This window comes from Mesorhizobium sp. M0152, assembly GCF_040322415.1.
Lineage (GTDB): Bacteria > Pseudomonadota > Alphaproteobacteria > Rhizobiales > Rhizobiaceae > Mesorhizobium.
This window is the reverse complement of record NZ_JAMYTH010000011.1, coordinates 59218-72311: the sequence shown is the minus strand read 5'-3', so window position 1 is coordinate 72311 and position 13094 is coordinate 59218. Positions and strand designations below refer to the sequence as shown.

General features: G+C 61.1%; 13 protein-coding genes. All 13 read left to right on the top strand.

What is annotated here, in order from left to right; all coding sequences use genetic code 11:
• The first annotated feature begins 293 nt into the window (after nt 1-293).
• The gene (locus NKJ26_RS14055) at nt 294-530 is read left to right on the top strand and encodes a multiubiquitin domain-containing protein (RefSeq protein ID WP_023750596.1); all 237 of its coding nucleotides are present in this window, start codon (nt 294-296) and stop codon (nt 528-530) included.
• Entirely contained in the window at nt 530-907 is a 378-nt protein-coding gene (locus tag NKJ26_RS14050; protein WP_031245464.1) for an E2/UBC family protein, read from the top strand. The genes NKJ26_RS14055 and NKJ26_RS14050 overlap by 1 nt, the downstream gene beginning before the upstream one ends.
• A complete protein-coding gene (locus NKJ26_RS14045) occupies nt 904-2259 on the top strand; it encodes a ThiF family adenylyltransferase (protein WP_352609743.1) in 1356 nt (451 codons plus the stop codon). Before NKJ26_RS14050 ends, NKJ26_RS14045 begins: the two co-directional genes overlap by 4 nt.
• A 10-nt stretch (nt 2260-2269) precedes the next feature.
• Complete coding sequence (locus tag NKJ26_RS14040; protein ID WP_352695794.1) at nt 2270-3751, top strand: phosphotransferase; 1482 nt, start codon at nt 2270-2272, stop codon at nt 3749-3751.
• A gap of 18 nt (nt 3752-3769) precedes the next feature.
• Complete coding sequence (locus tag NKJ26_RS14035) at nt 3770-4291, top strand: ubiquitination-like system serine protease family protein (RefSeq protein WP_156936517.1); 522 nt, start codon at nt 3770-3772, stop codon at nt 4289-4291.
• A gap of 6 nt (nt 4292-4297) precedes the next feature.
• Nucleotides 4298-5392 carry a hypothetical protein gene (locus NKJ26_RS14030; RefSeq protein WP_352609749.1) on the top strand — a complete coding sequence of 365 codons (1095 nt, stop codon included), beginning with the start codon at nt 4298-4300 and terminating at the stop codon, nt 5390-5392.
• Between the two features lie 411 nt (nt 5393-5803).
• The gene (locus NKJ26_RS14025) at nt 5804-7834 is read left to right on the top strand and encodes a conjugal transfer protein TraG (protein WP_023750602.1); all 2031 of its coding nucleotides are present in this window, start codon (nt 5804-5806) and stop codon (nt 7832-7834) included.
• A gap of 118 nt (nt 7835-7952) precedes the next feature.
• Nucleotides 7953-8366, top strand: a complete 414-nt coding sequence (locus tag NKJ26_RS14020; RefSeq protein ID WP_023750603.1) for a hypothetical protein — start codon at nt 7953-7955, stop codon at nt 8364-8366.
• Nucleotides 8363-9331, top strand: coding sequence for a P-type conjugative transfer ATPase TrbB (gene trbB, locus NKJ26_RS14015; RefSeq protein WP_352695792.1), 969 nt, complete (start codon nt 8363-8365; stop codon nt 9329-9331). The genes NKJ26_RS14020 and trbB overlap by 4 nt, the downstream gene beginning before the upstream one ends.
• A gap of 11 nt (nt 9332-9342) precedes the next feature.
• A complete protein-coding gene (locus NKJ26_RS14010; RefSeq protein ID WP_023669260.1) occupies nt 9343-9651 on the top strand; it encodes a TrbC/VirB2 family type IV secretion system protein in 309 nt (102 codons plus the stop codon).
• A complete protein-coding gene (locus tag NKJ26_RS14005; RefSeq protein WP_023685500.1) occupies nt 9651-9923 on the top strand; it encodes a VirB3 family type IV secretion system protein in 273 nt (90 codons plus the stop codon). Before NKJ26_RS14010 ends, NKJ26_RS14005 begins: the two co-directional genes overlap by 1 nt.
• Nucleotides 9917-12367, top strand: a complete 2451-nt coding sequence (gene trbE / locus NKJ26_RS14000; RefSeq protein ID WP_352695790.1) for a conjugal transfer protein TrbE — start codon at nt 9917-9919, stop codon at nt 12365-12367. Before NKJ26_RS14005 ends, trbE begins: the two co-directional genes overlap by 7 nt.
• Nucleotides 12364-13089: a P-type conjugative transfer protein TrbJ gene (gene trbJ, locus NKJ26_RS13995; RefSeq protein WP_023669263.1), complete on the top strand. Its 726-nt coding sequence runs from the start codon at nt 12364-12366 to the stop codon at nt 13087-13089. The genes trbE and trbJ overlap by 4 nt, the downstream gene beginning before the upstream one ends.
• Nucleotides 13090-13094: the final 5 nt, after the last annotated feature.

Sequence of the window (13094 nt, the reverse complement as noted above, 5' to 3'; positions counted from 1 at the left end):
GAGGAACTGCAAAATTTACCCTCTAAGCTGCCGGTCCGCCGATTTGGGCACCGACCGGTGTCGGGCCGGCGTCCCACATTGGGCCGCATGGCTCGCAGTATCTGCAATAAGCCAAAGGATGAGAAACCCTCAGGTAGTTCCTATATCGGGATCACGAAGCGGTGCAGTCAGCGAGCAGGGGAAGGCGGCAATTCGTGCTTCTGCGGCGGTATGTTTCAAGGTAAGTAACGCTTGTACCTCAATTCCTTAGGGGGCGGGTTCTCGCGATCACACGCACATTTGCAGAGGAAACGATGGCTAAAGACGATCATCCGAAATTTTCCATCAATATCGATGGCGTACATTTTGAGGCGGCCAGTGAAAGCATGACCGGGGCTGAACTGAAACAGCTTGCCGGAAAAGATCAGCAATATCAGTTGTTCCTTGAGGGGCACGGCCATGACGCCGACCGGCAGATCGGCGACGGCGAGGGAGTCGCGCTGAAGAACGGCATGCACTTCTATACGGTTCCGCCTGCGACGTTTGGCTGATGTCCATCCTCGCCCGTCATTTCGAAGACTTCAATAAAAGATACCCCAATGCGACCCTTGAGGAGCAAGCGGGTGGGACGGCGGTCGTCAGTTTGCCGGCGGTGCGCCTTCCACCGGGGTGGAACAAGGCCGCGGTCGATGTGAAGTTCGTGGTTCCCGGCGGATATCCGCAGGCGGCACCTGACTGTTTTTGGACGGAGCCGGCTCTCGCGCTCGCTCACGGTGGAGCTCCGCAAAATACCGGCCAGCAGGCTACTCCAGGAATACCGTCAGAGTGGCTCTGGTTTTCCTGGCATCCTTCCACGTGGCAACCCAACAGCGATAACCTGCACACCTATTTGAACGTGATCCGGCGGCGACTCGGCGAGGCCAAATGAATCGGCTGGTCTTTGCCGCAGGCGGGTGGTCGGCGCTTCGCGACGACCTTCTTGCGCATTCCCCGATTGAGACAGCGGCTGCGCTGATCGTCGCGGGTGGCCGCTTCGATGGCGGCATGCGACTGGTTGTCCGGGACGTCATCCTCCCCGGCCCGGACGACTATATGACCCGTAGTTCGGTCGAGGCGACTTTGACGCCCGCGTTTCTTGCCAGTGTGCTCAAACGGGGGCGCCAGGACCGTGTCGGCGTTATTCTGGCTCATTCGCATCCGATGCAAGAGGAACTCGCCTTCTCGCGGGTCGACGATGCGTCGCAGAAGATTTTGGCGCCCGTCCAGCATTTTCGATGCCCATCCGGGCCGCATGGTTTCCTCGTCGCCGGGCCGACAGGGTTCCGGGGAAGATTATTTGATGCCGAGGGGGAAACCCTATTTACGATCGACCGCATCCAAGAAGTCGACCGCGATGTCCGCACATACGAAAGGGAATCCGGTATTCGCAATCAGGCGCCCCTGTCGGACGTGTTCGACCGCAATGTTCGGGCCTTCGGCCTTGAGGGTCAACGGATACTCAACGGCCTTACTGTCGCCATCGTCGGCGTCGGCGGCACCGGATCCGTGGTGGTTGAAGAACTCGCGCGGCTGGGTGTTGGCCGCTTCCTCCTGATAGACCCGGAGGAGGTGGAACCGACCAATCTCAACCGTCTGCTCGGAGCCACGCCGGGCGATGTTGGCCAGCCGAAGGTCTTGATAGCGCGCGCTGCCGTGCAACGTGCGCAAGGCGAGATGGCCGTTGAGGCGATCGCAGATACGGTCATAGATGAACCCGTAGCAAGAGCTTTGCTCGATAGCGATTTCGTGATGTGCTGCACAGACTCCCATGGCAGCCGGGCTGTCCTGAACCAAATGGCCTACCAATATCGCCTTCCTATGATCGATGTCGGCGTACGTATCGACGCCCGCGATGAGATCGTCACGGCAATGTCGACTCGCGTGCAGATGCTCGCCGAGCCGCTCGCCTGCCTCAACTGCCATCCTCTTCTCAATCCCGTTTCCGTGCGCCGCGACCTTCTGACTGACGTTCGGTCTGATCCGTATTTTGTCGGCCATTTTGAACCGCAACCGGCCGTAATCTCTCTCAATGCCGCAACGTCTTCGATGGCTGTCTCAATGTTCCTATCGGCGGTCACCGGCTTTCCTGGCTCGGCACGCCACCTAGTCGGACGACCCATCGATGGATCGGTGCGGCCCGTCAGTTCGGTACCGGACCCGAACTGCATCGTTTGTTCCCGGGGCAACGCGCTGGCCAAAGGAGATAGTTGGCCCATGATCTGGCGTCGTCATGAAGGCTGAGGAGCGCACAATGGTCCTGGTCGATGGCGGAACGGTCGACAGGCGGCCCTTTGACAGCCGACAACTCGCGCTCAAGAAGCTACAATCGCCCGCGGATCTTACCGACGGCAGCGCCCGTGCATTAATCGTGCTCGCCGGTGCGTTATCGTCGCAGACGGATCGACAAGATCTTGTTAAGCGCTTGCGTCTTCTCGCCGCTCCTGCCGCAGCGCGGGGCGTTTTCATCGTTGTCGTGGCGAAGTCGGGCGACGAGGCGAGCGCAATGGCTGTCGCGAGGTCAGGTGCAGGTCAGCTGGCGCAGTGGGCCCAGCCTCCCGGAGTCGTGTTGCAGCAACTGGTCGTGCTTGCGGATTCTCATGGGGATCGGATCGCGGAACTCTGTGCTCGCTGCCGTTGCGGGCCGTCGAGCAATGACAGTCTTGCGATCCGCAGCAAGAACGGTGCCCCGCTACTAGAACCATTGTCGCTCGAGCTCGAGTTGCTATTCCGACGTGCTTTTCACGACTACCCGGCGATACACATTTCTAAGGAGAATGGCGGCAAATCCTCAGCGTCCGTGTGGAAGGTCGAAACACAGGGTCTGGAGCAGCACACGCCATTCATCGTCAAATCGGGCGGCGCAGCGGAGATGGAGGAGCATATCAAGACCTACAGGGATGTCGTCGCCGACCGAATTCCCTTTCGAGGATGCGCCCCTTTATGCCTGGAGCGATGCGTGTTGGGGGCCAGTTCACAGTTGGCTGTGTCCCGCTTCGTCGAACACGCTGTGCGCCTAGACCATGTCGTGCCGGAAAGGGACGTCAACGCCGTCGTCCAGGCAATCTATCAAACAGTGTTGGGCCGGTGGCGAGACCGGCCCGAAAAGAAGAAGCTCGATTTGCTTCCGGAGTTCCTGCCCGTGATAAGGCAGGAGCAATACCTGAAGGGCCTCGAACGCACCTACAAAGACCTCAGCCATGCCGGTTACGGAGGCCCTTCGCCGCATGATTTGTTTGACCGCCTCGCCAACTTGCCGGTAGAGGACCACTTGATGTGCCGGGCCCATGACGATCTCAATCTGCGCAACGTGTTCGTATGCGGCCAGGACGCCGAGGCGGTTCTGATCGATTTCACACGAGCGGCCAAGCGCCCGCTTTCGCACGACGTTGCGCGCTTGGAGTTGGGCCTTGGCTTCGATCCCGACCTGCAGGCAACTCAACGGATTCCGACCGATGTGCTCGAAGATTTCTATAGCGGTAACCTGTTCGCTGTCTCGCTCGAACATCTTCTCAAGGGCAAGGCCGCATCCCATCGGCTCAATGCGATCACGGCCTTGCGCTCGACAATCCTCGATGAGGGGCAGGTCCACTCCGTCGACCTGCGACGGGAATATACAATAGCGATCTGCGTAGGGCTGCTTTATTATGCGAAAGCCAAGAACGGGGACGCCAGCACTGCCTACCAGTGCGCCGGCAACCTTCTCGAACGTGTAACAAACCCCTCGCTTTGGTAAGGGTCTGGAGTTCCATTGTTGCTCAGGAAATCGTACGCGGTCCATTTCAAAGGCTCGGTTGAACGCCAGTCTGAGGCCATCAACTTGGTCGAACGGCCGGGCGACGTCGTGCTGGTGGAACGTGGCGTCCCGCGTGCCTTCGTAATGAAGTGCCCTGATGGTTGCGGAGACGTGTTAACAGTCAATCTCGATCGTCGTGCCGGGCCTGCTTGGCGTTTCTACCGGCGCGAAGATGGCTTGACTTTGTTCCCCTCGGTCTGGAGGGACACCGGCTGCGGCGCCCATTTCATCGTCTGGGACGACACTATACACTGGACCAACGACAAATGGTCTCTTCGGCGCAATCCATCCCTTGAAGCCGTCGTGGAAGCTGTCCTGACCAACGAGTTGGTGAGCTTCGTCGACATAGCTGCAGTGCTCGACGAAGTGCCTTGGTCGGTTCTTGATGCGTGCCGGTCGCTTGTGGATGCTGGCAAAGCGATCGAAGAAACCAAGCAGAGGCAGGCAAGCTTCCGGCGGGCACCCGCGACGGCAGGCTGACGGACCATGGCCGACCAAGAGCCGACTGCTGTCGAAGATAAAAAGCCTGTGCAGGTGGCGCCCAAGCGCCGGGAAGCCGCTGAGACCGAGAGCAACGGCCACGCGGAGAGCACTGTATCAGAAGGGTTCATCACGGTCGCCGACCTGGCGCGCGGCCTCTACGACCATGAGGGGCACGAATCCTTGCGAGACCGTGGGCGGCGGCGGTATCACCCGTTTGCCTATGATTTCGACTCCACTCCGTTGAGTCTCGACGATCCGAGCGAGCACTGGGAGGAGAAAGTGAAGGCGCTCCATATCGAGAACCGCAACAAGGCGATTAAGAGGCTCAAGGCTGAGTACGGCGAACGCCGCCATGCGCAAGTGATCCAGGACACTAAGGACCTTGGCGCAAAGGCGTTCTCCATCGTCAGTTATCATAACCTGATGCATGAACAGGCGCGCCGCGCCTTTGTATCAGGGCTCTACTTCCCAGCCTTGGTCGCTGCGTGCGCCCTCGGCGAGCGCATCCTGAACCACCTCATCCTGGACCTTCGGGATTACTACAAAGCGTCGCCGCACTACCGCCGTGTCTATCGCAGCGAGTCTTTCGATGACTGGCGGTTCGCCGTACGCGTGCTGGAAGACTGGGGCGTGCTCTTGCCTGATGTGGGGATAGCTTTCATGGAGCTCGCGACGCTGCGCAACCGCTCGGTCCACTTTAATCCCGCGACCTACTCCACAATGCGGGAGGACGCTCTATCGGCATTGATAACGCTCGGCCGCATCATCCAACTGCAGTTTGGCGGGTTCGGCCGGCAACCATGGTTTATCGAAAACACGCCCGGCGCGCAGTTCATCAAGCGGACATACGAGGACGTTCCCTTCGTAAGGAGTTATATCGTGCCCTTGAGCGGATTTGTCGGCGTAGAGTACGGCATGGACCTCACGGAACAGGGTTGGCGTCATCTCGACTACCATGACTATGGCCCGGGTGATGTCGACGACTCCGAGTATGCGTGTCTCTACCGTGAGCGGGATCACAACAAAGTGGTTACGCGCGAGATGGTGGAGCGCGCTGCACGGGCGCAGACAACGGCCGCGGCCGAGGAAGGGGCGTAAAGCGCTCGTCCCGAAGGCTGCCGCGCCCGAGGTATAATCTCCACAGTGTCGGTTCCGCCGCGATTTGGCGCCTCGGAGTGGAGCCCGAAATCGCTGCGAATGCGCAGCGAAGCGAATTGATATTATTATGGGCAATGACCGTTATCGGGGTTTCGCTATTTACGAGCGGCCGAAAGGGCGTCGGTTCCTTATAGGCAGCTTTCTATCCAATCGCGGCCGAAACCGGACGGACCGCAGTCGGCCTAATACAAGTCATTCGCTCGTGCCTCCGCGATGACATTTCTTGGCGCCCCCAATCTTCTAAGCCTGCAACGTTCACTGCATCGCACGGGCGCGTATATTGGGTATCTTCAATATTCTGAAACGTCACGCCATCCTGCTTCCGTTTAACAAAACTCGGAGGCTGCGCCCATGACACCGACGAAGCTCCTTGTCGGTCAGATAGTCGTTGTGTTCGCCATCGTCATTCTCGGCGTATGGACAGCGACTCAATGGTGCGCCCAAACTTTAGATTATCAGCCGCAACTCGGACCCCCATGGTTTGTCGCAGCCGGATGGCCGATCTACAAGCCGTGGCAACTGTTCGAGTGGTGGTTCCATTTCGACGCATACGCGCCCGAGGTCTTCGACACGGCCGGGATGCTCGCGGCCACCACAGGCTTCATGGGCTGCGCGGCCGCCATCGCTGGCTCCCTCTGGCGTGCGCGGCAGAGGGGGCTGGTCACCACCTATGGTTCCTCACGATGGGCCGCGGTTCGGGAAATCGAGAAGGCAGGCCTGTTTCAGCCGACCGGCGTTTTCCTTGGCAAACTGAAGGATCACTATCTGCGCCATGACGGGCCGGAACACGTCATGGCCTTTGCGCCGACACGTTCGGGCAAGGGCGTCGGATTGGTCGTTCCAACTCTTCTTTCCTGGACCGGCTCGGCCGTCATTCACGACATCAAGGGCGAGAACTGGCAGCTGACCTCCGGCTGGCGGTCGATGTTCTCGTACTCCCTTTTGTTCAACCCGACTGATCCAAGGTCGGCGCGGTACAACCCGCTGCTGGAAGTGCGCAGGGGCTCAGATGAGGTCCGCGACGTTCAGAACATCGCCGACATTCTCGTCGATCCGGAAGGCGCGCTGGAGCGGCGGAATCATTGGGAGAAGACTAGTCATTCACTCTTGGTCGGGGCCATCTTGCACGTGCTCTACGCCGAAGAAGAAAAGACGCTCGCCCGCGTCGCCACTTTCCTGTCGGATCCGCAACGCTCGTTTGCCACGACACTGCTGCGGATGATGACCACCAACCACCTCGGCACGGCGGACAAACCTCGGGTCCATCCCGTCGTGGCCTCGGCGGCTCGCGAGGTGCTTAACAAATCAGAGAACGAGCGCTCAGGCGTTCTCTCGACCGCCATGTCGTTTCTCGGTCTCTATCGTGATCCGACCGTGGCCGCGGCAACATCGGCCTGCGACTGGCGCATTGCCGACCTCATGGATGCGGAACGACCGATGTCGCTCTATCTAGTGGTGCCGCCATCGGATATCTCGCGCACCAAGCCACTGGTGCGACTGGTGCTCAATCAGATCGGCAGGCGACTGACGGAGCGGCTGGAAGGTGACCCGAAGAAGAGCCGCAAGTACCAACTGCTAATGATGCTGGACGAATTTCCGGCTCTTGGCCGCCTCGACTTCTTCGAGACCGCGCTCGCCTTCATGGCGGGTTACGGCATCCGCGCCTATCTGATCGCGCAATCCTTGAACCAGATCTCCAAAGCCTATGGCGAGAACAACGCCATTCTCGACAATTGCCATGTGCGCATTGCCTTTTCCTCCAACGACGAGCGCACGGCCAAACGCATCTCGGATGCGCTCGGTACGGCGACGGAACTCAGGTCCATGCGCAACTACGCCGGCCACCGGCTGGCGCCCTGGCTCTCGCACGTCATGGTCAGTCGCCAGGAGACCGCTCGCCCGCTGCTGACGCCTGGCGAGGTGCTGCAGTTGCCGCAAGCTGACGAATTAATCCTTGTTTCGGGGTTGCCGCCGATCCGCGCCCAGAAGTTGCGTTATTATCAGGATCCGAATTTCACCGAACGGGTGCTGCCGGCGCCGGTGTTGCGCGACGGTCTGTACGCGGACTGTCCTGCGTCGCGCCCCGACGATTGGAGCGGACTAGTCCGCAGTGTTGACCGCCGTCTCGCTGCCGATGACGAAAACGCCGGCGAGGCAATCGAAGAAGAGGGCGGCGTGCAACAGCAGCGTCATCCAGGCCTGCCTGAAGAACACGTCGTCGTCTCTCAGGAGCCTGATCAAGACGACCTCTTCAATCTGGCGGACGATGACGCCGAGGCACTCGCAGACAAGCGCGTCATGGACCGGGTTTCCACCGCAGCCAGCGCCTACGGTATCAACGAGGGAAGGGGCGACGACAAGGACATCATCCCCGGCTTCTAAGCGCTTTCGCAGCTCAGGCGTAGCTCAGCGTAGATAACGCCCATAAGCGATTTTGCGGATCTCGACGATGTTCGTTGCCGCCGCCGGCGCATCAGGCCGGCCAGTCGGAACGAGCCCCATGAAGCCGCATCGCATTCGCCACCAGTTTCTGCTCGAACCCGCGTTAAGCGCGAAGCTGGAAACCCTCAGTAGCAACCCGTCGACCACAAAATCGGCGATCGTCGCGAAAGCGGTCGAGGCCTTCATCGAACGGCGTGGTGAAAACGAGCTCGACCAGCGCTACGGCAAGCGGCTGGACCGTCTTTCCCGCGATCTCGACCATGTCAGGCGCGACGCCGAAATAACTCTGGAGAGCCTGGCGCTCTTAATCCGCTTTTCAATCACGCTTCATGCGCACACGCCAATTCCGGATCGGGCGACACAGGCGATCGCCCAAGAGCGCTTTGACAAATTCGTCGAGCAGGTCGGTCGCCAGATAGCCTCCGGGAAGCGCTCGCTTGGTTACGGCAATGGCAACGGAGGCGAAGGATGAACTCTCATCCCGCAGCGGACCACCGCCGCCGAGCCATGCTGCGCACAGCCATGGGCGCCGCGATCACCGAGGCCCTTGCCGATCCGACCGTCATCGAGGTGATGGTCAACCCCGACGGCGCGCTGAGGCTCGACCGGTTGGGAGAAGGCCGGGTCGATACAGGCGTGCATATGCATCCTGCCGAGGCGGAACGCATCATCCGGCTCGTCGCCTCCCATGTACGCGCCGAGGCGCATGCAGATAGTCCGATTGTCAGTGCCGAATTGCCATCAGGCGAGCGCTTCGAGGGTCTGCTACCGCCGGTCGTGCTGGCGCCATGCTTCGCCATCCGCAAACCGGCGGCAAAACTCTACACGCTGGCCAACTACGTCGCCGATCGCGTCATGCTCCCGCTGCAGGCTGATGCCCTGAGGAAGGCAGTGCGCGAGCGGCGCAACATCCTGGTCGCCGGCGGCACATCGTCGGGCAAAACGACACTTACCAATGCTCTACTGGCAGAAGTCGCCGAATGCGATGAGCGGGTGATCCTGATTGAGGACACCCGCGAGCTGCAATGCGCGGCCAAGGACTGCGTTGCCATGAGGACGAGGCGGGGCTCCATCACACTCGCCGATCTCGTACGCTCGACCTTACGGCTGAGGCCCGACCGCATCATCGTCGGCGAAGTCAGAGGCGCGGAAGCGCTCGATTTGCTGAAGGCATGGAACACCGGACATCCCGGCGGCATTGCCACGGTTCACGCCAATTCGGCACGCTCCGCACTCTATCGTATTGAGCAGCTCGCCCAGGAAGCCGTTGTCACCGTTCCCCGCCGGCTGATCGCCGATGCCGTCGACTTGGTCATCTTTATTGCCGGAAGAGGACCCGCGCGCCGCGTTGACGCGATCGCCGAGGTCACGGGTCTCGACGGCAGCGGCGATTACGCCGTCACCCCGCTCACACTTCCGCAACTCCAGCAGCTCTGAAAGGTCACCTCATGCGCAAGAAGCTTCGCTTTCTTTCGTTCGCCGCCGTCGCGCTTCTTCTCACGGCCCAGGCCCACGCTGCCGGCTCCGGCATGCCGTGGGAACAGCCGCTGCAGCAGATTCTGGAATCGGTGCAGGGGCCGGTCGCCAAGATCCTCGCGGTGATCATCATCATCACCACCGGTCTGACCCTTGCCTTCGGCGACACGGCGGGCGGTTTCCGCCGGCTGATCCAGATCGTCTTCGGCCTGTCGATCGCCTTCGCGGCCTCGAGCTTCTTTCTTTCCTTCTTCTCCTTTGGCGGCGGGGCAGTCGTCTGATGAGCACCGAAGAGCAGCATATCGAAGGCTTCGAGGTTCTGGTCCATCGGGCGCTCACCGAGCCGATCCTGCTCGGCGGCGCGCCGCGGGCGGTGGCGATCCTCAATGGCACGGTGGCCGCGGCCATCGGCCTAGGCCTGCAGCAGTGGATTGCCGGTCTGATCCTCTGGATCGCCGGCCACACGCTCGCGGTCTTTGCCGCACGGCGTGATCCGGATTTTGCCAGCGTGCTTGTCCGTCATCTTCGTCAAAAGGGCTGGCTTGCATGCTGAAGCTTTCCGAATACCGCGGCAAAGCCGACCGGCTTGCCGACCATCTGCCCTGGGCAGCACTCGTCGCGCCCGGCATCGTGCTCAACAAGGATGGCAGCTTCCAACGGACATTGCGGTTTCGTGGCCCCGACCTTGAAAGCGCGACGGAGGCCGAACTCATCGGCATATGCGCGCGGGCAAACAATGCGCTGAGAAGGCTCGGCTCTGGCTGGGCATTATTCTTCGAGGCCGAGCGCATCGAAGCGCTGGGCTATGCGAGCTCGGCCCTTCCCGATGCTGCCTCATGGCTGATCGATGAGGAACGGCGCGCGGCCTTCGAGGGCAAGGTCGCGCATTTCGAGAGCATCTATCATCTGACCTTGGTCTTCATGCCTGGGCCCGATGGCCAAGCGCGCGCGGAAAGTGCTCTCGTCGACTCGCATGACTTGGGAGGGGAAAGAGACTGGCGCCAGGAGCTTGCCCGGTTCCGAGACGAGACTGACCGCGTTCTCGATCTTCTTTCGGGCTTCGTGCCCGAGGTGCGCGCGCTCGACGATGCCGACACCCTGACGTACCTGCACGGCACGATCTCGACACGCCGTCATCCGGTCGCCGTGCCGGAAACGCCAATGTATCTCGACGGCGTCCTGGTTGACGCGCCGCTGACCGGCGGCCTAGAGCCGATGCTGGGCGAGCAGCATCTGCGCACGCTCACAGTTCTCGGCTTTCCGAACGTCACCCGGCCAGGAATCCTTGATGCGCTCAATAACCAGGATTTCGCCTATCGCTGGGTGACGCGCTTCATTCCACTCGACAAGGCGGAAGCCACGAAGACGCTGACTCGGCTCCGGCGGCAGTGGTTTGCCAAGCGCAAATCGATCGCGGCTATTCTGCGCGAGGTGGTGACCAACGAACCGGTGCCTCTCGTCGACAGCGACGCCGACAACAAGGCGCTCGATGCCGATGCAGCACTGCAGGCATTGGGCGGCGATCATGTCGGCTTCGGCTATCTCACCACAACGGTGACGGTGTGGGATCAGAACCGTAAAGCCGCCGCGGAAAAGCTTCGCGCCGTCGAGCGGATCGTCAACGGGCTCGGCTTCACCACCATTCGCGAAAGCATCAATGCCGTCGAAGCGTGGCTTGGTTCATTGCCGGGTCATGTCTACGCCAACGTTCGCCAGCCGCTCGTTCACACGCTTAACCTTGCCCATCTCGTGCCGCTGTCGTCCGTGTGGGCAGGTCCAGCGGAGAACGAGCACCTTGCCGAGGTCACCGGCGATCACGCTCCGCCGCTTCTTTTCGCCGAAACCAGCGGCTCGACGCCGTTTCGGCTTTCGACCCATATCGGCGATGTCGGCCACATGCTGATTGTCGGGCCGACCGGTGCCGGCAAGTCGGTTCTGCTTGCCCTGATCGCTTTGCAGTTCCGGCGCTACGCTGGCGCGCAAATCTATGTCTTCGACAAAGGCAATTCGGCCCGCGCCGCCGCGCTTGCCATGGGCGGCGACCACCATGCGTTGGGTGCGAATGGTGCGCTTGGTTTCCAGCCGCTGCGCCACATCGACGACCCGGCCACACAGAGCTGGGCGGCCGAATGGATCGCCGGCCTCATTGCCCACGAGAATGTCACCGTCACCCCGGAGGTGAAGGAGGCAATCTGGTCGGCGCTCACCAGCCTCGCCACCGCGCCGGCGCAGGAACGCACGCTGACTGGCCTGTCGGTCCTGCTTCAGTCCAATGCGCTCAAATCGGCATTGATGCCCTACACGCTCGACGGACCATTCGGCCGACTGCTCGATGCCGATGACGACCGGCTGGCCATCTCGGATGTGCAGTGTTTCGAAACCCAGGAGCTGATGCACAGCCAAGGCGCTGTGCTGCCTGTGCTCACCTATCTGTTCCATCGTCTTGAGGACCGGTTTGACGGGCGGCCGACGCTGCTCATGCTCGACGAGGCCTGGGTCTATCTCGACAACCCGCTCTTTGCCGCCCGCATCCGCGAATGGCTTAAGGTGCTGCGTAAGAAAAACGTCTCCGTCATCTTCGCGACGCAGTCGCTTGCCGACATCGCCGGCTCTTCTATCGCACCCGCAATCATCGAGAGCTGCCCGCAGCGCATTTTTCTCCCCAATGATCGTGCGGTGGAGCCGCAGGCACGGGCAGCCTATGAGCGCTTCGGTCTTAATGAGCGACAGATCGAATTGGTCGCCCGCGCCACGCCGAAGCGCCACTACTATCTGCAGTCGCGCCGCGGCAATCGCCTCTTCGAGCTCGGGCTAGGCCCGATCGCTCTTGCGCTTTGCGGCGCCTCCGACCCGGCCGCGCAGACCCTGATCGACAATATTCTTTCCGAAGAAGGGCAGGGCAGCTTTGCCGCCCGTTTCTTCAGTGCGCGCGGCCTGGATTGGGCTGCCGAGCTTCTCCAGCAATTTCCTCAACCTAACAAGGAGCAATCGTCATGATCGGACGCCGCCTTTTTACTAGCCTGGTCACCGTTTCCCTGATTGCCAAACCGATGGCTGACTACGTCCAGCCGGCCTATGCGCTCATCGTGTTTGACCCGTCCAACTATACGCAGAATGTGCTGTCGGCAGCACGCGCATTGGAGCAGATCAACAACCAAATCCAGTCGCTTCAGAACCAGGCGACCATGCTGCAGAACATGGCGCGCAACCTTCAGCGCCTGGATTTCTCTTCCGTGGGCCAGCTTACCGGCTCGCTCCAACGGATTGACGGTCTGATGACCCAGGCGAGCGGCCTGAGCTTCGATCTCGACAAGCTGCAGGACCAGTGGCGCCAGCAATATCCGGAAAGCTACGACGCCACCATCAAGGTCAGCGATGTGGCGAGCGCCGCGCGCGAGCGCTGGCAGAGCGCCATGCAGGCGTTCCGCCAGACCATGAGCGCGCAGTCGCAGATCGTCGAGAACGTGCAGGCCGATGGCGACCTGCTTACCGATCTCGTCAATCGCAGTCAGGGCGCGGCAGGTGCCCTCGAGGCAAGCCAGGCTACCAATCAGCTGATCGCGCTTTCGACCAAGCAGCAGATGCAGATCCAGACGCTGCTTGCGACCCAGTTCCGGGCCGAAGCCGAGGATGCGGCGCGCAAAGCGCAGTCTGAGGAAGCCGCTCGCGAGACGACGAAGCGTTTCCTGGGCACCGGCACGGCTTATCCCGGCAACTGAGCGGC

Excerpts from the sequence above, each read along its gene's own strand:
- NKJ26_RS14055 (WP_023750596.1), top strand. The coding sequence starts at position 294 with ATGGCTAAAGACGATCATCCGAAATTTTCCATCAATATCGATGGCGTA.
- NKJ26_RS14050 (WP_031245464.1), top strand. The coding sequence starts at position 530 with ATGTCCATCCTCGCCCGTCATTTCGAAGACTTCAATAAAAGATACCCC.
- NKJ26_RS14045 (WP_352609743.1), top strand. The coding sequence starts at position 904 with ATGAATCGGCTGGTCTTTGCCGCAGGCGGGTGGTCGGCGCTTCGCGAC.
- NKJ26_RS14040 (WP_352695794.1), top strand. The coding sequence starts at position 2,270 with ATGGTCCTGGTCGATGGCGGAACGGTCGACAGGCGGCCCTTTGACAGC.
- NKJ26_RS14030 (WP_352609749.1), top strand. The coding sequence starts at position 4,298 with ATGGCCGACCAAGAGCCGACTGCTGTCGAAGATAAAAAGCCTGTGCAG.
- NKJ26_RS14025 (WP_023750602.1), top strand. The coding sequence starts at position 5,804 with ATGACACCGACGAAGCTCCTTGTCGGTCAGATAGTCGTTGTGTTCGCC.
- NKJ26_RS14020 (WP_023750603.1), top strand. The coding sequence starts at position 7,953 with ATGAAGCCGCATCGCATTCGCCACCAGTTTCTGCTCGAACCCGCGTTA.
- trbB (WP_352695792.1), top strand. The coding sequence starts at position 8,363 with ATGAACTCTCATCCCGCAGCGGACCACCGCCGCCGAGCCATGCTGCGC.
- NKJ26_RS14010 (WP_023669260.1), top strand. The coding sequence starts at position 9,343 with ATGCGCAAGAAGCTTCGCTTTCTTTCGTTCGCCGCCGTCGCGCTTCTT.
- NKJ26_RS14005 (WP_023685500.1), top strand. The coding sequence starts at position 9,651 with ATGAGCACCGAAGAGCAGCATATCGAAGGCTTCGAGGTTCTGGTCCAT.
- trbE (WP_352695790.1), top strand. The coding sequence starts at position 9,917 with ATGCTGAAGCTTTCCGAATACCGCGGCAAAGCCGACCGGCTTGCCGAC.
- trbJ (WP_023669263.1), top strand. The coding sequence starts at position 12,364 with ATGATCGGACGCCGCCTTTTTACTAGCCTGGTCACCGTTTCCCTGATT.